Raw genomic sequence first — 20,546 nt, 5'->3', positions numbered from 1 at the left:
TGTTATTGAGGTAAGCTAATTTTACCCATACAGACTGCAGGAGAATCTTTTATTTGACTTACATTCTTTCGGTCGCCAACTAATGTTTCATTAGCCAGTAGGGCAAATAACACAGCTTCTTTAGCGTCGGGATCAATGCCTAGTATTCCAAACGAGGAGACTTTATGATGAGGCAATCCTACTTTGATTTTAGCGACCAATAGCGGATTGTGTAAACCTCCCCCACTGATATAGATATGTACATTACTTAATGTTTTTGACAGCTTATGGATTGCGTCAATGATGCATGTTGCAGTAAATTGATTTAAAGTGGCCATGATATCTTCAGGAATCATATGAAGATTATTGGATGCTATCTGACATTTTTTTAGATAATCCAAATTAAAGAGCTCCGGACCAGTTGTTTTAGGGAATTCATCTTGTAGAAATGGTTCTTTTAAAAGCTCATTTAAAAGTCCCTCATTGATAGTTCCTTGTGTAGCGATGTTTGCATCCTTATCCATCTCTATATCAAACTTTTCTTTTGCAAACTGATTCATGATGGTGTTTCCGGGGCCAATATCTGTTGCAAAAGCTTTCAAATCACTTTCTTGGCTAGGTATAAATGTATAATTAGCAATGCCACCGATATTCAATAAAATCGATTTTCTTTCCTATCCGAAAACAGTAAGTAATCGCCGTAGGCCGCCAGAGGTGCACCTTCACCACCTGCAGCGATGTGTTTTTGTCTAAAATCTGATAGTGTAATAATACCAGTTTTTACAGCAATATGATCGCCATCCCCGATTTGAAGAGTGCTATTAGGCATTAATTGATCATCTGTAAGGCTTTGTGGAGCGTGGTATACTGTCTGCCCATGGCTAGCAATACAATCAATTTCTGAATGTGGAATCCCCCATTTTTCAAGAGCCTGATTAATCAGTGCTGCATGTACATTTCCGACGTAAGCATGAAGTCCGCAGAGCAGCTGTTGATCAATTGTACGCTTTGCAAAAACACCTCTTACGTATTTTCTAAACTCATCCTGATAGTCCATTGTAATAAAATTATCCACGCTAATTTGTGTAGACTTACCACTATTACTTATTCTACAAAGTGCAATATCAAGACCATCCAATGAAGTCCCTGACATAAGTCCTATTATGAAACGACTATCTTTTTTGCGATTTTGTAAAGCTTTTCAATCATTGAGTTCATATCTTAAAAGTAGGAACAAAATATGATAGAGTACACAAGATTTTTGTGATATAAATATATTTTGTAACTTCATGGCGTAATTAAATAGAAGATTAAAAAAAAGTAAAATGAATTTTCCAGCAGAATTAAAATACACTAAAGATCACGAATGGATTCGTGTTGAAGGTGATGAGGCCGTTATTGGTATTACTGATTTCGCACAACGTGAGTTAGGTGATATCGTATTTGTAGACATCAACACAATTGGTGAAGAAGTGGCTGCAAACGAAATCTTTGGAACAATCGAAGCAGTAAAAACGGTTTCTGATTTATTCATTCCTGTTACAGCAACAGTGTTAGCTGTTAACGAGGCAATCGATGCATCACCAGAATTAGTAAACTCAGATCCTTATGGAGAGGGTTGGATTATTCGTATCAAATTAAATGATGTAGCTGACGTTGATGCTTTATTAACTGCTGATCAATATAAAGAAGAAATTAACGCGTAATTTAATATTTACGTTCAATAAAACCACAAAAGAGCTGTCATTGACAGCTCTTTTGTGGTTTATAGGATTTCTATTTTGCTGGTGACTTCAACCTCTTCATTTTTTACTTTTGTTTCGAGCGTAAGCGCTTTTAAATAATGAGTTTTAGGGTTTAATAGGTATTGGCCAGTGATTGATCCGACAGTTTGACCTTCTGCCGTTATACTTCCTTCCGAAGTAATCGATATACCCTCTGCTGAGATACTTTTTAGGGTGTATGTTTGTTCTATTGGGCCTAGAGATTTATTATTTGCTGTTGCTTTCCATTGTTCTCCAACTTTTAATTCTCTATTTGGGTATTCAAACGCTGCTTCTTTGAGCATATTGGCATCAAACAGATCATTATCATCAGGTAAATCTTCGACATCTTTTATTTTTCCATTTAAACTCATCACAGCCACGATAGGGGTCTCCAGCAAAGTTTTAACTTTTTCATGGATCTGTTTGGAAAGTTCATTGCTTCCGGATTTTGGAGTCATAGTTGACGGTCATCATTCCTGCATCCATCGCCATGATCATTTCTGTATATTTCGTTGCATAGGTCAATGTACTGTCTGTAGCATTGGTGTTTGTTGTCTCGCACAACATGGTTGCATCGATCATCGTACTTTGAGCACCAGCATTGACATCTATAGTCATGTGCATTTTTTGTGAAAAGGGATTATTAAGGTCTGGTTTCAGCTTTAATAAAACTTTGTCTTGAGCAATTAATGTCGTAATAATAAAGAACGACAAAAAAGCGAGCGATAGGGTCTTGATCATTTAAGATTAGTTAGTAAAATATCCCCTAAATTAAAAAAGACCTTTGGTATTACCAAAGGTCTTTTTTGATTTAAGCAATTAGATGCTTTTATTTTTTGATGTAAGCAACTTCTTTTACAGCTTTTACAACTTTAGCAACACTTGGAAGAGCTGCTTCAATTAATGTAGCTGCATATGGAAGAGGAACATCTGCTGCTGTAATACGAACGATTGGAGCATCTAAATAATCAAATGCATTACGTTGTACAGAATATGTTATTTCAGATGAAATAGACGCTAATGGCCAAGCTTCTTCCACGATTACCAAACGGTTTGTTTTCTTAACAGACTCGATAATAGTTGGGTAATCTATTGGACGAACAGAACGTAAGTCAATAACTTCCACATTGATACCTTCTTTTGTCAATTCTTCAACAGCAGGTAATACAACACGTGGAACCATTTTACCGAAAGATACGATGGTTACATCAGTACCTTCTTTAACAACATTTGCTTTACCTATTGGTAAGTAATATTCTTCTTCAGGCACGTGACCTTTATCACCATACATAACCTCAGATTCCATAAAAATAACTGGATCTGGATCAATCATAGCAGATTTTAATAAACCTTTCGCATCATAAGGATTTGAAGGAACAACAACTTTTAATCCTGGAGTATTTGCATACCAGTTCTCAAAATTTTGAGAGTGCTGTGCTCCCAATTGCCCTGCATTACCAGTTGGACCACGGAATACTATTGGAATAGAGAATTGACCTCCACTCATGGAACGAATCTTTGCAGCAGCATTGATAATTTGGTCAATCGCAACTAAAGAAAAGTTGAAAGTCATGAATTCAACGATTGGTTTTAAACCGTTCATCGCAGCACCGACTGCTATACCTGCAAAACCTAATTCTGCAATAGGTGTATCTATCACGCGTTTAGCTCCGAATTCATCCAGCATACCTTGGCTCACTTTATAAGCACCATTGTATTCTGCAACTTCTTCTCCTAATAAAAATATTGTTTCGTCTTTACGCATTTCCTCGTTCATCGCTTCACGAAGTGCTTCTCTGAATTGTATCTCTCTCATCAGTTGTAAAATAGTGTCAAATTTTAGATTACAAATCTACTATTTATTATTGATATTTTGAAGGTTATTCATCGCTAAATATCTGCTTTTATGTCATTTTTTAATAACAGGATGGCGAAAACAGTAATAAAATTCAAAAATTAAACTTTATATATTTTAGACAAAATTTCGAAAAGAACCACATTGCTATTGTGGATAGCGAGCGGTACGTTCCACGTGGCACGATTTCGCTTCTCTACATAATTAGATATTCCACGGATCTGTATGGTTTGAATTTTTGCTTCAGATGCAACTAAAAAAACAGACCCTCCTTCCATGGATTCAATCAGAGCATTGGGTATTTGTATCAGTAATTTCGAAATTTCTAATTCATTTCCATGCACCTTATTAACTGTTACACCTAGCCCTGTTGGTAATGTATGCACCAGTTCCTTAGTTGTCTTATTTTGTGTGGCCACATAATGAGCGCTACCAAATCCAAGTTCATCAATCGGAATGAATCTCTCATCATCTTCTGCTCCTAATTCTGAGAAGATCTCGCGATCGATTGAAACGACCGCCCCTATTGGTAATGATCGATTAAAGCAGCCTCCAATACCGATATTAATGATAAGATCATATTGATTATTCGCAAGATGTTCTCCAAGCCGATAAGCTGTTTGTACCATACCTACTTCCGTTATTAAATAGTCGGTATTCGGATATGCAGCAATACGATCAAGGAAGGGTTGAATTTCGAATCGAGTTGCTGCTACTATAAGTGTTTTCATGTGGGATAACCTTTGTACAATATTAATCAATATTTACGCAAATGTGATGGTAATCATTTCGTTGAAAGCGATATTTTGGTTGCAAACACGTATCTTTGTGGTATTATGGTATATATCACTCGTCGTGAGCGCTTTTGCGCTGCACATAAGCTTTACCGCGAAGATTGGAGCATTGAGAAAAACGAAAATGTTTTCGGAAACTGTTCAAATGTTAATTGGCATGGTCATAATTATGATTTGTTTGTGACGGTCAAAGGTGACGTAAATCCAACAACAGGTTTTCTGATTGACTTAAAATTGATGAAAACCATTATTTTGGAAAATATCGTAAATAAAGTCGATCACAAAAATATTAACCTTGATGTTGATTTTATGAAAGATAAGATGGCTTCTACAGAAAATATAGCAATTGCTATATTTGAGGTATTGAAACCATTATTTGAAGAACAAAAAGTGCAGTTGCACAGCATTCGCCTTCATGAAACAGAAAATAATTACGTCGAATATTTTGGCGACTAATCTTATACACTAATTTATTTAATTACTATGAGTAATCACTCATTTGAAGAAGAAGAGTTAGACGGCTACGTGAAAATTGATCAATATAATCAAGAAAAGTTGGTCGTATTGCCGCTCATTATACAGATATTTTAGAATCTCTAGGAGAAGATCCGAATCGTGAGGGATTATTGAAAACACCAGAACGTGTAGCAAAAGCTTTGCAGTTTTTAACTCATGGATATGATATTGATCCTGCTAAAGTATTACAAGGTGCTATGTTTGAGGAAGACTATAGTCAGATGGTTGTGGTGAAGGATATTGAAGTGTATTCGATGTGCGAACACCATATGTTGCCATTCTTTGGTAAAGCGCATATTGCTTATATTCCCAATGGTCATATCGTCGGATTGAGCAAAATTCCACGCGTTGTAGATATCTTTGCACGTCGACTACAAGTTCAAGAACGTCTTACCAATGAAATCCGTGACTGTATTCAAGAAACCTTAGGAGCAAAGGGTGTGGCTGTGGTGATCGAATGTAAGCATATGTGTATGGCTATGCGAGGCATTCAGAAGCAAAATTCTGTCACTACAACATCGGCATTTACAGGAGCTTTTCAAAACGATGTAACGCGTTCGGAATTCTTAAAACTAATTACTGCAAACTTGACGTAATTCAATAAAAAGCACTAAAATTTAAAGTCCAATCTTACGATGAAGATTGGACTTTTTTTTCTTGAAAAATTCAAAGAATTTAAAAAATCATGATTTTTCAAAAGTGTCGTTATGCTTCATAAAGGCATATGATAATTTTTGTGTAACATTGGATCAAATATTAATTACTTGATAGTTAGTGATTTGTGTTTTATTTTTTCTGATTATAAATCATGTTCAGTAATTTTGTTGTTATGGACATTTGTAATGAGCATTTAGAATCTTACTTAGAGCGCACATGTGACGAAGAAAATCCGTTGCTAAAAAGCGTCAATAGGGAGACCTATTTGAAGGAAACAATGCCTCATATGTTATCCGGACATTACCAAGGAAGGGTGCTTGCTATGCTTAGTAAATTAGCTACTCCAAATACTATTTTGGAAATCGGTACGTTTACTGGATATGCTACTTTATGCCTTGCAGAAGGCTTGTCTAAAAAAGGGATTTTACATACGGTAGATGTTAATGCAGAACAGGAGGAGCGTGTACAGGGGTATTTTGACAGATCTGAATATGCATCCCAAATTAACTATCATATTGGTGATGCTGCAGAAGTAATTCCGAAGATCGAAGGTAGCTTTGATCTGGTTTTTATAGATGCTGATAAAAAACGTAATCATTACTATTACGAATTAATTTTAGATAGAGTCCCGTCTGGAGGGCTGATTTTAATCGATAATGTCTTGTGGAAAGGCAAAGTATTAGATGAAAATCCAGACAATCAAACAAAGCAAATCATAGATTTGAATGAACAATTAGCTCAGGACCAGCGCATCGAAAAGGTTTTATTGCCGATTCGAGATGGACTTTTTGTATTACGCAAAAAGTAATTAGTGGACTAAATGATTCTTTATGAATTTTAAAACATTAAAAAACTATGTTGCTGTATTAATTTTGATCGTCAGTAGTTATGCTACTGCATCGGCTCAAAGCAATCAATTTTATATTGATAAATACAGCCCCGTAGCACAAGAGATGATGCAAGAACATGGTGTTCCAGCATCAGTAATTTTAGCTATTGCAATGCATGAAAGTGCACATGGAAATAGTAAGATTGCAAAAAATTTAAATAATCACTTCGGTATTAAAGGAAAAAATAATAGCAAAGTGATTAATTCAGCATATAAAGGTTATAAATCAGTACTTGATTCTTATAATGACTTTATATCGTTGGTTAAAAGAAAGAAAACCACGACTCCCTTATTTGAGGAAAATCGAGGACAAAACTACAAAGCTTGGGTAGGTGCTTTAGCAAAAGCAGGATATTCAAGAACTAAAGATTGGTCTGCTAAGGTTATCAAAACAATTGAAATGTATGATTTAGATAGTTTTGATAAAAATCCGACCACAATATCTAGGAAACTCACCGCTTCTAAGTAATGCTACTCATCCAATGAAAAAAATTGCTTTTATCCTACTTGCCCTTACTGTTTTTTTAGTTCATGCTCATCCAAAAAAAACACCGTCTATAAAAGCAAAAATCATCAAGGCTCTACCTCTTCCAATCGTCCTAGTAAGTTAAGACCAGCTGTTTCAGGAAATGCTTATGTTGAGAAATATAAAGATATTGCTATTTCAGAAATGAATAAGTACGGTATTCCTGCGAGTATCAAATTGGCACAAGCATTATTAGAATCTGGAAATGGCAATAGCTATCTCGCTACCGTAGCCAATAATCACTTTGGAATCAAATGTGGAGGTGTATGGAAGGGAAAATCCATTAATCGCCCAGATGATAATATCAATGACTGCTTTCGCGTTTATGAAAGTCCGGAACAGTCTTTTAGAGATCATTCTGAATTCTTGTTGCGTAAACGTTATTCCGATTTATTCTTGCTCAATAAGAACGATTATAAAGGCTGGGCCAAAGGTTTGAAAGCCGCAGGCTATGCCACCAACCCGCGATATCCAGATTTATTGATCGATATGATTGAACGGTACGAACTCTACCAATATGACCGTGTGGAAACTCGTGTTGAGAAGGAGAAAAGAGAAGTTATTGTTGAGCTGGAGATTGTACACAATGCAGTCGAAGCTCCTGTGGTACAAACAGAGCAAATCAAGAGTCCTGTAGCAATGCGTATTCATGAAGTACAAGGGAAAGACACATTATACTCGTTGAGTAAACAATACGGTATCACTGTTGATCAAATAAAAGAGTTAAATGGCTTGACTGACACAAACTTAGCCATCGGGCAGCTATTGGTAATTTCAAAGTAAATCATCAAAAGATGTTAAATATTTCTATTTTGATAAGCTAAAACGTAGTTTTACGAGAGTGAAGACTCTGCAAAATATCGTAATACTCATTCTTTTGTTTGCACTAGCACCCGATGCTTTTGCACAAAAGCGTATAGAGGGTATTGTTTCTGATTTTAATACCAAACAACGTATATCAAAAGTAACAATCCGCAACAGTAGGACCAACGAAGAAGTCTTTAACAATAGTAAGGGAGAATTTTCGATTATGGCCGACAAAGGAGATGCATTGATCGCGACTTCTCGAGAATACTATCCTGATACCGTCATTGTAAATACCTCTCCTGTTATACTGTTCCATTTGAAGCGTGAATCGATTTATATTGATGAAGTTTCTGTAGTTGCAAAGAAAGATCCGGATGAGATTTTAAAAAAGGCAAGAAATGATTATGAGAAAGCCTTTCGGCTTTCTGATCCAGGAGATCTGTTTTCAGTAGGGCAAAATGGTGCAGGGCTCAGTATCAACTCCATTTATAGTCTGTTTAGCAGAGAAGCTAAAAATGCAAAACGATTAAAGAAATTGATTGAGAGCGATTATAAAGATAATGTTATCGAGTATAAGTTTTCAGAACAACTGGTGAGTCGTACAACAGGTTTAGAAGGAGAAGAGCTTAATAAATTTAGACGGATCTTTAAACCAAGTTACTTTTTCATCATTAGTTGCACACAATATGAACTGACAAATTATATTAAAGAGTGTTATGAAAAGTATCAAAAAAATCCTTCTCGATATTTTATTGAGCCATTACCAACAATAAATCCTATTTTAGTACCTTAAATTAAGAAAAGAAAAAAAAGCGTTGCTTGATATGAAGTTACAATCCTTATTTGCCTTATTAATTATTGGCTTATCGTGCGGTACGGTTAGCGCTCAGGTTAATTTGAAAGACCTTAGAGTAAAGCCAGATTCAGTCATTTCGGAGAATAAACAAGAAAATATCTCCTTAAAAAATATTCGTCCAGTAGTGCCCAAATTAGAATTACAAGTTGATTATTGGAAGCATTGGACCAGTTTTGGAGTAAATATTAATCAGGCAGCCTTTAATGGCGACTGGAAAGGTGGTGGAGTTGGATCAACAGCCGTCGGATTAATTGCAAATCATAAATCAGATTATACCAGAGACAATTTCAATTTTGTAACTGAGATCGATTTGCGATATGGTAAGATTAAAAATAATAAACAAATCGCGAAGAAAAATAACGACCGTATTTTTTGGGATAATAAATTGTCTTATAAATTGTCTGCTAAATGGGCACTTTATACTTCATTAACCTTTGAATCTCAATTTGATGCAGGTTATAAATATAAACAAGTTGACGGTAAAGATACCATTGATTATATCGAGAATGCTTTTATGGCTCCTGCGTACATAACCGAATCGCTGGGTTTTGAATACAAGCCAAGCGCTTCTTATTCGATTCGTTTTGGTACAGGTACTGCACGCCAAACTCTGATTTTGGATAACCGTATTAAACCCCTAACGGTTGAGCAATATAGTCAGAAATATCCAGATCGTGCACCAATTGATAAAGATCAAGTAAGGTATGGTGTTGAAGGAGGTAAAACTGTTCAAAATGACCTCGCTTTTCAGATCACCGGAAATATGGATAAAAATTTTACAGATAAATTGAATGTGAAAGCACGTTATAATTTATTTGCGAATTATAAAAAAGTAACGGACCCTTCACATCGTTTGGATGTCACAGTGACAGCTAAAGTATCGCGAGCGATCAATGTAAACTTAAACGGAATTTTAGTTTATGATACGGATGTGATCTCAAAAGTTCAGTTAAGTGAATCATTGGCATTAGGATTGGTTTATAGGTTACCTCGATAATGTTTGAAAAAAAAAATCTTTGGATTCCGTTTATACTTTGTTTTGCTCTATCCATTATTGGATGTAAGAGTAAGTCAGGCATGGCTAAAAAGGGATCTATAGAGCAAATTGTACCTATAAAGATAGATACGATCATCCAAAAGGTGATCGTACACGATACCGTTCCCAAATTAAGCCTGGGAGAGCACAAAGTATGGACATTGGGAAAGGCCGGTATACATGCTAATATACGTCAGGAAACGGCCATACACTATGATGTGCGCAAACCAAACTACGTTATTATCCATCATACAGCACAGAATAGTCTGGATCAAACCATCAGAACATTTCAGGTAGAGCACACAAAGGTAAGTTCACATTATGTGATTAGCCGTAATGGTGTAATCGTTCAGATGCTCAATGATTATGTAAGAGGTTGGCATGCGGGACTTTCCAAGTGGGGAACGATTACAGATATGAATTCGATCTCCATTGGAATAGAACTGGATAATAATGGAAAGGAAGCATTTCCAGATGCCCAGATTGAAGCGTTAATGGTTGTCTTGGATACATTAAAAGCTAATTACGGTATTCCCGCAGCAAATTTCATTGGTCATGCTGATATTGCTCCAGCTCGTAAAAATGATCCAAGTGTATTTTTCCCTTGGAAATTGGCAGATCGCGGTTTTGGTATATGGTATAATCCTGCAGAATTGGTAACAGCCCCAGAAACCTTCAACCCAATTGATGCCTTGAGAATCATTGGTTACGATACACGCAATTTGAAAGCGGCAATTATTGCATTTAAAAGGAAGTTTGTTGTCAACGATGTGAGCCCAGAACTCACGATTTATGATAAAAGTATTCTTTATAATCTATATCAAAATTATTAAGCTATTCGATTGAATGGCTTTTTTTTGGTATCAAGTTTTCTAATAAGTAAGCGATGAACATGACCGAGATACAGCCAATGACATTGAGCCATAAAAAGGCTATGACATCCATTTTCCAGATCGTAAAAATAATCACTTCAGTTATTATTGCAGCATAAAACACGGCTTTCCCTCCTATCCTCTTCATATAGAAGGCGACAATAAAAATGCCCAAAATAGTACCATAAAATAATGAACCTAGGATATTAACCGCCTCTAGGAGATTGCCCAGTCTACTCGCATATAAGGCAACAGCGATAGAAAATACACCCCAGAAAAGTGTGAATATACGTGACCAGAATAGATCCTGTTTATCGCTAGAATTTTGGTTTATAAATCGCTTGTAAATATCAACGGTGCTTGTAGAAGCCAAAGAATTGATCGCACTTGCTGTAGATCCCATAGATGCAAGAAAGATAACAGCGATAAGTAGACCTATTAAGCCCTTAGGGAAAGTATTATTTACAAAAGATAGAAAGATGTAGTTATTGTCATTTGTTTCGGCAGCGGGATTATTCTTCTTTATTAATGCGACAACTTCTGTACGGATACCGTTTAGTTTTTCATTTGAATTCTTGAGTGTAAGCCTTGCTTCGTCTATTGTAGATTGATCCTCATCATCAATGGCTTTAGTTAAGCGATGTATTGTTTCCTTCTTTTCATTACTAATAAAAGCCTGTTGCTTTTCCAGAGCTGTATAAGTGCTGTTATATTCACTTTGTTTTAGTTTATCTACTTCAACCTGGTTGAAAAAGATTGGCGGTGTGTGATATTGATAATAAACAAAAACAAGAACGCCTATGAGCAGAATACAAAATTGCATAGGTATTTTGAGTAAGCCATTCATAAGTAGACCAAGTCTACTTTCTTTAATAGATGAACCCGTTAGATAACGGCCAACCTGACTTTGATCCGTACCAAAATAGGATAGCTGTAGGAAGAAACCACCAATAATACCTGTCCAAACAGTATACTGGTTATTCAGGTCAAATGTAAAGTCGATCGCATTTGTTTTTCCAGATTTACCTGCAATATGAAGCGCTTTATATAAACCAATGTCTGTAGGTAAGAGTTTGACAACAAGTATTCCGGCGACAAGCAACACTCCAAATATGATGCCCATCTGGAGCATTTGCGTGTGTGAAACTGCTTTAGTACCACCATATGTCGTATAGATCACCACGATACTGCCAATTAAAAGCGTGGTGAGAGGAAGGTTAATATGTAAAATGCTGGCTATAATAAGTGCCGGAGCAAAAATACTGATGCCTGTTGATATACCGCGCTGGATCAAAAACAAGAAAGCCGTTAATCCACGGGTCCGAATATCAAACCGTTTCTCTAGAAATTCGTAAGCTGTAAAAACGCGAAGTTTATGAAAGATTGGTACAAAGGTGATACAGAGTACAATCATGGCCAAAGGAAGACCGAAATAAAACTGGACGAAGCTCATTCCTGAACTGTAAGCCAGGCCTGGCGCAGAAAGAAAGGTGATGGCACTCGCCTGAGTGGCCATCACCGAAAGTCCGACATGGTACCAAGGTAAGGATTGATTACCAAGTAAATACCCATCAATATTTTTGATTCCTCTACTTTTGTACATGCCATACAGCACAATAATCAAAAGAGTCAGAATAAGAACTATCCAATCAATCGTACTCATGAAAAATAGCTCGTGAATAGATAAAGGAATAGTATGACCACAAGCAGGCTACACGCTACTAAAATATAAAAGCGCTTCCATTTTTGTGTTAAGGGATTATTTCCCCTATCTGTCATGCGGTGTTTGAGCGTAAAGGAAGCTATTGAAGAAAGCTGCGATAATTAAACCAACAACAGCTCCACCTATGATACTTAAAAAAGTCTCGTTTGCAGTGAATGAAATTAAAGCTCCAAATATCACACCGATTAATACGATTAATCCTTTTGGATTAGGTGCGCATGCATTGTTTTCAACTTGATTTTCCATTGAATTGTATGTTTTATTTTGATTTTGATAACAAATTTACAAATAATCTGTAAGCTCCAGGAACTCCTGCAGGCAATTGTCTGAAAAATGACAATGATGTATAGACAAATCTACCACTTCCATAGTTAGTAATCAATAGCGATCCATTGTGAAGCGGTTCATTTTTATCCTGCATCTGTATAGGTGTTTGATAACGACTGTCGATATCTTCCGCAAAATACAGACCCCGTTCTTGTACCCAGTTGTCGAAATCAGATTTAATGATTTTATTTGGATAATTAAAAATTGGATTTTGTTCATCAAATTTTACTACAGCAAGTTCTTCCGTCACCCTACTGTTGCCTAAACGGAATGGATATGGACCAAATTGATTAGAGAGCAATTTGTTGTTTACATTATACTGTTCCAAAACTGTACCGCCATTTTTAACATATTCATTTAGTTTAGCACTAATCTGATTAATCGATTTTAAGACGTTAAAAGCCCTTATTCCTACTATGACGGCATCATATTGTGCGAGATTTTGATGCAGAGCCTGTGTTTCATTCAGAAGATCTACAGAAATACCAATTGCTCTTAAAGACTCAGGAATTAAATCTCCAGCTCCAACCAGATACCCAACTTTTTGATAGGAACTTGAAGTTGCAGATTGCTGACTTTTACAGTTAGATCAGGAAACCACGTGATGGCTGGTATATGGTCATAATGTATATCACGGTTTATTTTGACTTTTTCATTTGAACCATAACGGAAGGAAAGTGTATCTAGGCGTGTATCTTTGGTTTGTGCCTGAACGCTAAATTCCTGACTTATTTGTTGCTGGTTTTCTGAATATTCGAGCTTAACCAGATTTGGAGTTACGATCCAATTTTTGTTGACAACAGGAGAAACATTTTCTGTTCTATTTTTTGTACTGCCTTCATTTATAAATGTTACCCTTACCTTTTGTGCGGTGTTATTTTGACTTAGTACGATCGTCTGGTCCGTAGATGCGGTTATGGCTGGTGAAATCACGATAGGATTGTAGATTTCTCCCCTAACAGGATCTGTAAATTTATATTGGATGGGTTTTTTATAGTTAAGCGCCTTTCCATTGATGACCAGTTCATAGTCAACAGCTGGATAGTCTGGATTTTCAGGGGCTCCAGTTTTATTAAAGTCTGCGAATTGGAATCGACCTATAAGATTTGGAGCATCCAACCAGTATGGTTGTGTACTAAACCGCGCAGGGTAAGAACTAATAAAACTTGTTAGGGTATTATTTTCGAGATTTTGATTGATGTTTTTTCCATTGATCTTAGCAACCTGTATTGTAGGAACATCAGCTCTTACAATCAGTTGATTTGTAACCTTTATCGTGTCTTCAATAGCATAATGCGGCTTTGCTGCGATGCTTTCTATTCTTACTCCAGCACAGGCAAGGATTAAATCATTGATTTCATTTGTTTTTATTTCTTTCCAGTAGTTATCCGCTATCGCCTTGACCAGTGTAAGAGCTTCGAATAGGTCAGGAATTGATTTTTCCGGGTGGTCGAGCTGAAAGGAAGCATTAATCTGTTTTATTTTCGTACTGATGGCAGCGGTATGAGGTATTCTCGACCAGGTATCGTCAATATTTTCGAAAAGATCTTTATTCGTTGCTTCTCCTGCTATGTATTCAAAATATTCTGTAGACTTTCCAACCTGAGCAGCACTTCCAAATCCCTGACTTTTATGCGATGACCTACTTTCGGCAGCGACTTCTCCATAGGATTTGCCTATCAAGGGATTGTATTGGCCTATTTCCATCTGTATTTGATCATCACTAATCGTATTTTGATTGCCAAAATTGTACGTATTCCATAGCAAACGAGTTGCTTTCCATGGCTTGACCTGTTTTAACTGTTCTGGAAACCGTGTTGGGTCTCCAGCGGCAATAAATGCTTCTTTTGCTAATATTGCAGAAGCTTGGTGATGACCATGTCCCCCTCTCGCATCAGGCGGGAATCGGGTTATAATGACATCAGGTCGGAATTTTCGAATGATCCACACCGCTTCTCGAAGTACTTGTTCTTTATCCCAAAAATTAAAGGTCTCTTCCGAAGTTTTAGAAAATCCAAAATCAAAAGCAGAAGTAAAGAACTGCTCTCCTTGATCGATTCTTCTTGCTGCTAAAAGTTCCTGTGTCCTAATCAGACCAAGTTCTACTCCCTGTTCCGTACCGATTAAGTTTTGTCCCCCGTCTCCCCTTGTTAGGGACAGATATCCCGTTTTATAATGTTTTTCCTGAGCTAACCATGCTATTAATTTAGTGTTCTCGTCATCCGGATGGGCTGCAAAATATAGAACAGACCCTAGAACATTTAATTTTTCTAATTTTGATTTTATGTCAGCACTGTTCCAGCTATTTGTTACCTTTTGAGCTTGAGCCTGTGGCAGAAAGGTTAAACAAATGAATATGTTGGTAAATAGGATTGATTTTAACATAGATTAAAGGTAATTAATATTGTGGTTAAATAAAAAACGGAAATTCTGTAGGGAGAATTTCCGTTTCTAACAATTAAAATATTATCTTAAAATCTACCCTTTTATAGTTTGTTCATCAGGATAGCAAATTCTTTAAGTGGTAACCTTTATTACCGCTAAAGATAGTACAATCTTTATTGGACTTTAGCATTAAATGAGAACAAGTTTTCCACAAAAAGCGGATTATACACATTCATATTAAAAATGAAGTTCTTGTTGCAGTAATTGCTATTGCTAAAGGCTAAAAGATTTATTTATCAATTGAACCTAAAACACGTTTCATAAACATATTCATAGCGTCCTTTTTACTATTTCCTTCTTTAATTAGTTTATCAACCTCGACAGCACCATACAGATTTGAAATCAATTCACCGATTACATCAAGCTCTTCATCTTTTAAAGGAGCTTCTACCAAGGATTCTAATGTCTCGATGGTCTCTAATACATAGTCAACATCGTTCTGTTCGATAAACTCGGTGATATGTTTAATTACTGGAAGCTTCATTGAATAGGTCGATTAAGGCGTCAAATTTATTTGTTTGTACTTGATTTACCAATTTTCCATTCTTGAAAGCCGCAAAAGTAGGCAAGTTATTGACATTTGCTAGTTTTCTAGATTCCGGAAATTTTTCAGCATCAGCGATTACGAAAGTTACATTTTCATTTTCAGTCGCCAATTTTTTGAATTTCGGTTTCATAATTTTGCAGTTACCACACCAAGTAGCGGCGTATTGAACCATTACAATATCATTACTGTTTACAATTTCTTGTAAATTATCGTTTTCTAATTCCTGTACCATGATTTTTTTGTTTATTTATTGAGAAAGATGAATAAACAAAGGGGGTAAGGGATTACCCCCTTTGTAAAAAGACCTATGTAGTCTTTTCAGTATTGTTTTTAGTTACCAGCTAAATAGCTAGCTACACCGTCACGAGTTGCGTGCATTGCTTCTTTTCCTTCTTCCCAGTTAGCAGGACATACTTCACCAAAATTCTGAACGTGAGCATAAGCATCGATTAAACGTAAATATTCTTTTACGTTACGACCTAATGGCATATCGTTTACAGATTCGTGGAATACGCGACCTGTTTCATCAATCAAATAAGTAGCTCTGTAAGAAACTGCAGAACCTTCAACTAAAGTACCGTACTCAGGGTGCTCTACTTCTTTAATGTCTAAAATACCTAATACAGAAGATAGGTTACGTGTAGTATCTGCTAAAATTGGGTAAGTTACGCCTTCGATACCACCGTTATCTTTTGCTGTATTTAACCAAGCGAAGTGAACTTCGTTTGTATCACAAGATGCACCGATAACGATTGTATTACGTTTTTCAAATTCTGGTAAAGCTTCTTGGAAAGCATGTAATTCTGTTGGGCAAACAAAAGTGAAATCTTTTGGGTACCAAAACAATACTACTTTTTTACCTTCTTGAACTGCTTTTTCGAAAACGTTAATTTGTAAATTATCGCCTAAATAATCGATTGCATCTACTGTGATGCTTGGAAAACTTTTACCTGTGAAACTCATAATAATATCTTTCTTTTTTGTTGATACAAAGATACCTCAAATAAGGTTAAAAAAGTATTGATTTTTTCAATGAGCTATCGTTAAAATCTATTTTTACATTAAGGGTACAATAAGTTTTCTCGATAGGTTTATTTTAAATAAATTTTGCATTTATCAGACAAAATTCTACCTTTGTAGCGTTCCACAAGGAAATTGAGATACAATAAATCTTAATTCTTTAGAAGTCAACAAATTATACTGGGGGGGTTCCAGAGCGGTCAAATGGGACGGACTGTAAATCCGTTACTTCGGTTTCGAAGGTTCGAATCCTTCTCCCCCCACAGTATTTTTTCTCTCCTCTTTTTTCAGTAACATTTTAATAAATAAGTTTGGGATTAAGCAATATATTTGAAATATTTGCATACGCTTTGTCGGCCCTGTAGTTCAACGGATAGAATAGATGTTTCCTAAACATTAGATAGCAGTTCGATTCTGCTTGGGGCTACAACAAAAATGCGAGACTGTTAAATAGTCTCGCATTTTCTTTTTTTATCACATCTGCCATATGGTTAATGAATAATCTTTCTTTTACCTGCTACCCCTCCCTGAAAACCTTCAGTTTACTTACCATAATAAACATGAGGATACCGAAGAAAGCAAATACACCGTAAGAATATCGTAAACTCGTCAGCTCTGCAATATAGCCGATTAAAGGAGGTCCCATTAAGAAGCCCAGAAAGCTAATGCTAGATACCATCGCCAAGGCTACCCCTGGAGTAACCTTTTTGTTCTGGCCAGCAACACTATATACCGTCGGGACATTGCACGCAACACCAATACCCACCATCATAAAAGCCAATGTGCTAATATAAAAAAGAGGGAATATAACAGAGGTCATCATGCCGACAAACATCAATATACCGCTAATTTGTAAGGTTCTTTTTCTACCGAGCCTACTGATGACCGCATCCCCAATAAATCTTCCCAGCGCCATCATGACCATGAAAGACGCATAACCAACAATAATAAATTGTTCTGGAGCGTGAACTATTTCCTTAAAATAAACGCCACTCCAGTCAAACATAGCACCCTCGGTGGCCATGCTAAAAAAGCCGATGATACCCAGTTGTACTAAACTGCTTTCCGGTTTGGAAAAAAATGATGTTTTTTTAGCCTCTGTAGCGACACCAGGAATCAAGTAACGGTAGTTGATGGCCGTATTAATCACAATGAGAACAAAAATAATGATAAAATGAGGAACGGTGTCTATAGCTATATTCATAGTGAGTAACCCGATGAGGGCACCAGTAAATCCCGCGATGCTCCAGGCTCCATGAAAAGATGACATGATTGATTTTTTGAAAATCTTTTCTGCAGCAACCCCCTGTGTATTGACAGCTATGTTGCACATGTTTCCAATTACCCCAAAGAAAAATAAGATTGCTCCTAACTCCCATGCGTTTTGTGCAAAACCTATTAAACATAAAATAAGGGCATAAATAATCGCGACTATTCGTAGTACTCTAGCACTGCCGTAAGTGGTAACCAGTTTCCCGGATAACGCCATGGTGACCAGTTGACCGACAGGAAGCATCAATAAAATTGTGCCTAATTGACCTTCTGTAAGATTCAGACGTTCTTTGATAATTGGAATACGGCTTGCCCAAGAAGCAAATGCCAGGCCCTGGCAAAAATAAAATAAGGATACAGCAATCCGAATGCGATTACGGTTTTGGTAAAGCTCTTCTTCAGAGTAGGTTAAGGATGCGTTCATTGTTGTAATGATGTGTCAGCAAAGGTACATGTAAGAAATTAATAATGACAGTGATGATGTTTCATCTTTTGGTATTTATGCAAAAAATATTAAAATTAATGGGTGCACATTGATAAAGAACACGTGATATTGAAAACTGTTTTTAATGCTGGGGTAGGTTTTTTTAATAACGATTGATTATTTCATTGTTTTCTAACGAGTAGCTGATTAACTTTGGCATACAGGTATTTAATCGATTAGCCTCCTTGAAAAGTATGATTAGAAAATTGTTATTGGGCACTTGTCTTGCCTTAGGTGGAACCATGCATGCTTTGCGCAGCAACAACCCACATTTTTATCCCATCCGACTTTAAGTCCTGATGGAAAAGTCCTTGTTTTTAGTTTTGAAGGTGATCTGTGGAAAGTTGAAAGTGAAGGTGGGGTTGCAGTGAGATTAACAGGTATGGAGGGCAATGAAATCAATCCACGGATATCGCCTGACGGCAAACAGCTTGCATTCTCAGCAAATCAGAATGGAAATATGGATGTATATATCATGCCTTTAGCTGGTGGTGATATCCGTCAAATTACACATCACGATGGTGCTGATGAAGTGGACAGTTGGAGCTGGGACAGTAAAACGTTATATTTTACATCAACCCGCTACAATCGGATGAGTAGTTATCAAGTTGATGCTACAGGGGGGACTGCAAAGCGACTATTTCCACATTATTTCAATTATATAAGTCAAGTTGTAACCACACCATCTGGAGAACTATTGTTTAATGATAGTTGGGAAGGATATAGTTCAACAAACCGTAAGCGATATAAAGGAGCATTCAATCCGGATATAAAATCTTATAATCCTAAAACAAAAACATTTAAGCAATATACCGATTACAATGGTAAAGATTTCTGGCCTACTGTTGATCAGAATGGTGTGATCTATTTCGTATCTGATCAAGGAAATGCCGAATATAACCTGTATCAGATGAGCGGTGATAAACCCGTGGCTTTGACTTCATTTAAGGAATCTATCAAGAGACCTGCTGTAGCTGCCAACGGGAAAAAGATCGTTTTTGAAAAAGGATATCAATTGTTTTTATACGACGTTGCATCAAAGAAGGTTACACAGCCAACTATCGCATTGAGCAGAAATCAGGTATTAGGCAAGAGCAAGGAATTTAATGTAAATGGTAACATCAGCTATTTTGATGTAGCACTTGACGGTAAAAAGATGGCATTTGTATCGAGAGGCGAGCTCTTCGTTTCCGATAGCGAAGGTAAATTTATCCGTCAGATGCCTAGTCAGGGACAGCGCATTATGGAGGTGAAATGGTTAAAGGATAACAAAACATTACTTACAGTCAGACCCATCAAGGTTATCTGAACTGGTACACCCGTAGCGCAGACGGATTGGGCGAACCAAAGCAGTTGACACAAGATCTTCGCAATAATAGAGAGTTAACTTTCAACGCTGATAAATCACATGCTGTTTATTTAAGTGGGCGAGATGAAGTACGTCTTTTAGATTTGACAACTTTAAATAGTAAAACTGTTGTTAAGGATGAACTGTGGGCATTTCAAAATTCCTCTCCCTCTTTTTCTCCAGACGGGAAATATATTCTTTTTACTGCTATTCGAAATTTTGAGCAAGATATTTTTGTTCATCATATTGGTTCAGGTCAAACAACAAATCTGACCAATACTGGTGTCACTGAAGCCTCCCCATCGTGGTCACCAGATGGAAAATATATTTATTTTGCCAGTAACCGCACAAAGCCGTCCTTTCCTACCGGCATGCAGAACTCCAGTATTTTTAGAATGGCATTGGAAAATTTTGACGAACCTTATCGCATTAGCAAATTCAATGAACTCTTTAGTCAGCCTGTAAAGAAAGACACCATTACGGACAATAAGAATGACAATAAAACAAAGGCGAAGGATAAGAAAGAAGAAAAAGCAACAAGTTCTTCTACCGACAAAAAGGTGCTGGTTACGATAGATGTTAAAGGGTTACGTGACCGTATTGAACAAGTAAGCCCTGCTTTTGGAACGCAATCAGATCCCATTGCTATCCAAAAGGAGAAAAAAACTATGTTTTCTTTTCATCCAATCACGAAGGAAAGTACGGATTATACAGAACAATCTATGAACCTTTTGAAGTTATTAAAACCGAAAAAGTTGTTGACAACGGAATCAACCAGTTTATCGAATCTGGAGGTAAGTATTTTATCCTTAATAGAGGGATAATTC

Annotated in this window: 22 protein-coding genes, 2 tRNA genes and 2 pseudogenes; 13 read left to right on the top strand and 13 right to left on the bottom strand. The window is 36.6% G+C overall.

The genetic code is table 11. The features are described from left to right. Positions 1-2: 2 nt before the first annotated feature. A pseudogene (locus tag L950_RS03260) lies at positions 3-1,132 on the bottom strand (anhydro-N-acetylmuramic acid kinase). A 172-nt stretch (positions 1,133-1,304) separates the two neighbouring features. Here L950_RS03260 and gcvH point away from each other — a divergent pair. Continuing rightward, the gene (gene gcvH, locus L950_RS03255) at positions 1,305-1,685 is read left to right on the top strand and encodes a glycine cleavage system protein GcvH (RefSeq protein WP_021189281.1); all 381 of its coding nucleotides are present in this window, start codon (positions 1,305-1,307) and stop codon (positions 1,683-1,685) included. A 59-nt stretch (positions 1,686-1,744) separates the two neighbouring features. On the opposite strand, the gene L950_RS03250 is transcribed toward gcvH, so the two are convergent. The 4 genes from L950_RS03250 to mqnB all read right to left on the bottom strand — a co-directional run bounded on the left by L950_RS03250 (position 1,745) and on the right by mqnB (position 4,331). Beyond that, positions 1,745-2,203: a DUF6263 family protein gene (locus L950_RS03250; RefSeq protein ID WP_021189280.1), complete on the bottom strand. Its 459-nt coding sequence runs from the start codon at positions 2,201-2,203 to the stop codon at positions 1,745-1,747. Then, on the bottom strand, positions 2,178-2,486 hold the full coding sequence (locus tag L950_RS03245; protein ID WP_021189279.1) for a hypothetical protein: 309 nt from the start codon (positions 2,484-2,486) through the stop codon (positions 2,178-2,180). Before L950_RS03245 ends, L950_RS03250 begins: the two co-directional genes overlap by 26 nt. 88 nt (positions 2,487-2,574) lie before the next feature. Continuing rightward, on the bottom strand, positions 2,575-3,561 hold the full coding sequence (locus L950_RS03240) for a pyruvate dehydrogenase complex E1 component subunit beta (RefSeq protein WP_021189278.1): 987 nt from the start codon (positions 3,559-3,561) through the stop codon (positions 2,575-2,577). A gap of 140 nt (positions 3,562-3,701) precedes the next feature. After that, positions 3,702-4,331: a futalosine hydrolase gene (mqnB, locus tag L950_RS03235; protein WP_021189277.1), complete on the bottom strand. Its 630-nt coding sequence runs from the start codon at positions 4,329-4,331 to the stop codon at positions 3,702-3,704. 105 nt (positions 4,332-4,436) lie between these two features. On the opposite strand from mqnB, the gene L950_RS03230 reads away from it, so the two are divergent. The 8 genes and pseudogenes from L950_RS03230 to L950_RS03195 all read left to right on the top strand — a co-directional run bounded on the left by L950_RS03230 (position 4,437) and on the right by L950_RS03195 (position 10,514). Continuing rightward, positions 4,437-4,850 carry a 6-pyruvoyl trahydropterin synthase family protein gene (locus tag L950_RS03230; RefSeq protein ID WP_031287841.1) on the top strand — a complete coding sequence of 138 codons (414 nt, stop codon included), beginning with the start codon at positions 4,437-4,439 and terminating at the stop codon, positions 4,848-4,850. A gap of 27 nt (positions 4,851-4,877) precedes the next feature. Further along, positions 4,878-5,506 (top strand): annotated as a pseudogene (gene folE / locus L950_RS03225) (GTP cyclohydrolase I FolE). Between the two features lie 233 nt (positions 5,507-5,739). Next, a complete protein-coding gene (locus L950_RS03220) occupies positions 5,740-6,375 on the top strand; it encodes an O-methyltransferase (RefSeq protein ID WP_031287838.1) in 636 nt (211 codons plus the stop codon). A gap of 22 nt (positions 6,376-6,397) precedes the next feature. Next, positions 6,398-6,925, top strand: coding sequence for a glucosaminidase domain-containing protein (locus tag L950_RS03215; RefSeq protein ID WP_021189273.1), 528 nt, complete (start codon positions 6,398-6,400; stop codon positions 6,923-6,925). 201 nt (positions 6,926-7,126) lie between these two features. After that, complete coding sequence (locus tag L950_RS03210) at positions 7,127-7,765, top strand: glucosaminidase domain-containing protein (RefSeq protein WP_021189272.1); 639 nt, start codon at positions 7,127-7,129, stop codon at positions 7,763-7,765. Between the two features lie 58 nt (positions 7,766-7,823). Continuing rightward, positions 7,824-8,582 carry a hypothetical protein gene (locus tag L950_RS03205; protein WP_021189271.1) on the top strand — a complete coding sequence of 253 codons (759 nt, stop codon included), beginning with the start codon at positions 7,824-7,826 and terminating at the stop codon, positions 8,580-8,582. Between the two features lie 31 nt (positions 8,583-8,613). Continuing rightward, positions 8,614-9,642, top strand: coding sequence for a DUF3078 domain-containing protein (locus L950_RS03200; protein ID WP_021189270.1), 1,029 nt, complete (start codon positions 8,614-8,616; stop codon positions 9,640-9,642). Positions 9,643-9,722: 80 nt separating this feature from the next. Continuing rightward, positions 9,723-10,514, top strand: coding sequence for an N-acetylmuramoyl-L-alanine amidase (locus L950_RS03195; RefSeq protein ID WP_231576814.1), 792 nt, complete (start codon positions 9,723-9,725; stop codon positions 10,512-10,514). A gap of 1 nt (position 10,515) precedes the next feature. On the opposite strand, the gene L950_RS03190 is transcribed toward L950_RS03195, so the two are convergent. From L950_RS03190 to L950_RS03165, 7 genes are all read right to left on the bottom strand, one after another. Continuing rightward, positions 10,516-12,216: a sodium:solute symporter gene (locus L950_RS03190; RefSeq protein ID WP_021189268.1), complete on the bottom strand. Its 1,701-nt coding sequence runs from the start codon at positions 12,214-12,216 to the stop codon at positions 10,516-10,518. Between the two features lie 105 nt (positions 12,217-12,321). Further along, positions 12,322-12,522, bottom strand: a complete 201-nt coding sequence (locus L950_RS03185) for a hypothetical protein (protein ID WP_021189267.1) — start codon at positions 12,520-12,522, stop codon at positions 12,322-12,324. Positions 12,523-12,535: 13 nt separating this feature from the next. Next, positions 12,536-12,931: a hypothetical protein gene (locus L950_RS31760; protein ID WP_231576813.1), complete on the bottom strand. Its 396-nt coding sequence runs from the start codon at positions 12,929-12,931 to the stop codon at positions 12,536-12,538. A 182-nt stretch (positions 12,932-13,113) separates the two neighbouring features. Continuing rightward, a complete protein-coding gene (locus L950_RS03180; protein WP_052764289.1) occupies positions 13,114-14,988 on the bottom strand; it encodes a PIG-L family deacetylase in 1,875 nt (624 codons plus the stop codon). A 289-nt stretch (positions 14,989-15,277) separates the two neighbouring features. Continuing rightward, complete coding sequence (locus tag L950_RS03175; protein WP_021189266.1) at positions 15,278-15,532, bottom strand: DUF6952 family protein; 255 nt, start codon at positions 15,530-15,532, stop codon at positions 15,278-15,280. Next, the gene (locus L950_RS03170; RefSeq protein ID WP_021189265.1) at positions 15,513-15,827 is read right to left on the bottom strand and encodes a thioredoxin family protein; all 315 of its coding nucleotides are present in this window, start codon (positions 15,825-15,827) and stop codon (positions 15,513-15,515) included. The genes L950_RS03175 and L950_RS03170 overlap by 20 nt, the downstream gene beginning before the upstream one ends. A gap of 98 nt (positions 15,828-15,925) precedes the next feature. Further along, positions 15,926-16,558 carry a peroxiredoxin gene (locus tag L950_RS03165; protein ID WP_021189264.1) on the bottom strand — a complete coding sequence of 211 codons (633 nt, stop codon included), beginning with the start codon at positions 16,556-16,558 and terminating at the stop codon, positions 15,926-15,928. A 239-nt stretch (positions 16,559-16,797) separates the two neighbouring features. Here L950_RS03165 and L950_RS03160 point away from each other — a divergent pair. After that, positions 16,798-16,878: transfer RNA gene (locus L950_RS03160), tRNA-Tyr, on the top strand. Positions 16,879-16,970: 92 nt separating this feature from the next. Further along, positions 16,971-17,042: transfer RNA gene (locus tag L950_RS03155), tRNA-Arg, on the top strand. Between the two features lie 90 nt (positions 17,043-17,132). Here L950_RS03155 and L950_RS03150 read toward each other — a convergent pair. Further along, complete coding sequence (locus L950_RS03150; RefSeq protein ID WP_021189263.1) at positions 17,133-18,311, bottom strand: MFS transporter; 1,179 nt, start codon at positions 18,309-18,311, stop codon at positions 17,133-17,135. A 280-nt stretch (positions 18,312-18,591) separates the two neighbouring features. Between L950_RS03150 and L950_RS31755 the strand changes: the two genes are divergently transcribed. Beyond that, positions 18,592-19,680 carry a hypothetical protein gene (locus tag L950_RS31755; RefSeq protein WP_231576812.1) on the top strand — a complete coding sequence of 363 codons (1,089 nt, stop codon included), beginning with the start codon at positions 18,592-18,594 and terminating at the stop codon, positions 19,678-19,680. 26 nt (positions 19,681-19,706) lie between these two features. After that, complete coding sequence (locus tag L950_RS31750; protein ID WP_231576811.1) at positions 19,707-20,543, top strand: hypothetical protein; 837 nt, start codon at positions 19,707-19,709, stop codon at positions 20,541-20,543. Positions 20,544-20,546: the final 3 nt, after the last annotated feature.

This window comes from Sphingobacterium sp. IITKGP-BTPF85, assembly GCF_001006065.1.
In the GTDB taxonomy this organism is placed as follows: Bacteria; Bacteroidota; Bacteroidia; order Sphingobacteriales; family Sphingobacteriaceae; genus Sphingobacterium; species Sphingobacterium anhuiense.
This window is presented reverse-complemented; position numbering and strand designations above follow the sequence as displayed.

Excerpts from the sequence above, each read along its gene's own strand:
- L950_RS03170 (WP_021189265.1), bottom strand. The coding sequence starts at position 15,827 with ATGGTACAGGAATTAGAAAACGATAATTTACAAGAAATTGTAAACAGT.
- L950_RS03215 (WP_021189273.1), top strand. The coding sequence starts at position 6,398 with ATGAATTTTAAAACATTAAAAAACTATGTTGCTGTATTAATTTTGATC.
- L950_RS03165 (WP_021189264.1), bottom strand. The coding sequence starts at position 16,558 with ATGAGTTTCACAGGTAAAAGTTTTCCAAGCATCACAGTAGATGCAATC.
- L950_RS03250 (WP_021189280.1), bottom strand. The coding sequence starts at position 2,203 with ATGACTCCAAAATCCGGAAGCAATGAACTTTCCAAACAGATCCATGAA.
- L950_RS03245 (WP_021189279.1), bottom strand. The coding sequence starts at position 2,486 with ATGATCAAGACCCTATCGCTCGCTTTTTTGTCGTTCTTTATTATTACG.
- L950_RS03240 (WP_021189278.1), bottom strand. The coding sequence starts at position 3,561 with ATGAGAGAGATACAATTCAGAGAAGCACTTCGTGAAGCGATGAACGAG.
- L950_RS03195 (WP_231576814.1), top strand. The coding sequence starts at position 9,723 with ATGGCTAAAAAGGGATCTATAGAGCAAATTGTACCTATAAAGATAGAT.
- gcvH (WP_021189281.1), top strand. The coding sequence starts at position 1,305 with ATGAATTTTCCAGCAGAATTAAAATACACTAAAGATCACGAATGGATT.
- L950_RS03185 (WP_021189267.1), bottom strand. The coding sequence starts at position 12,522 with ATGGAAAATCAAGTTGAAAACAATGCATGCGCACCTAATCCAAAAGGA.
- L950_RS03150 (WP_021189263.1), bottom strand. The coding sequence starts at position 18,311 with ATGAACGCATCCTTAACCTACTCTGAAGAAGAGCTTTACCAAAACCGT.
- L950_RS03220 (WP_031287838.1), top strand. The coding sequence starts at position 5,740 with ATGGACATTTGTAATGAGCATTTAGAATCTTACTTAGAGCGCACATGT.
- L950_RS03175 (WP_021189266.1), bottom strand. The coding sequence starts at position 15,532 with ATGAAGCTTCCAGTAATTAAACATATCACCGAGTTTATCGAACAGAAC.
- L950_RS03210 (WP_021189272.1), top strand. The coding sequence starts at position 7,127 with ATGAATAAGTACGGTATTCCTGCGAGTATCAAATTGGCACAAGCATTA.
- L950_RS03190 (WP_021189268.1), bottom strand. The coding sequence starts at position 12,216 with ATGAGTACGATTGATTGGATAGTTCTTATTCTGACTCTTTTGATTATT.
- L950_RS03200 (WP_021189270.1), top strand. The coding sequence starts at position 8,614 with ATGAAGTTACAATCCTTATTTGCCTTATTAATTATTGGCTTATCGTGC.
- mqnB (WP_021189277.1), bottom strand. The coding sequence starts at position 4,331 with ATGAAAACACTTATAGTAGCAGCAACTCGATTCGAAATTCAACCCTTC.
- L950_RS03180 (WP_052764289.1), bottom strand. The coding sequence starts at position 14,988 with ATGTTAAAATCAATCCTATTTACCAACATATTCATTTGTTTAACCTTT.
- L950_RS03230 (WP_031287841.1), top strand. The coding sequence starts at position 4,437 with ATGGTATATATCACTCGTCGTGAGCGCTTTTGCGCTGCACATAAGCTT.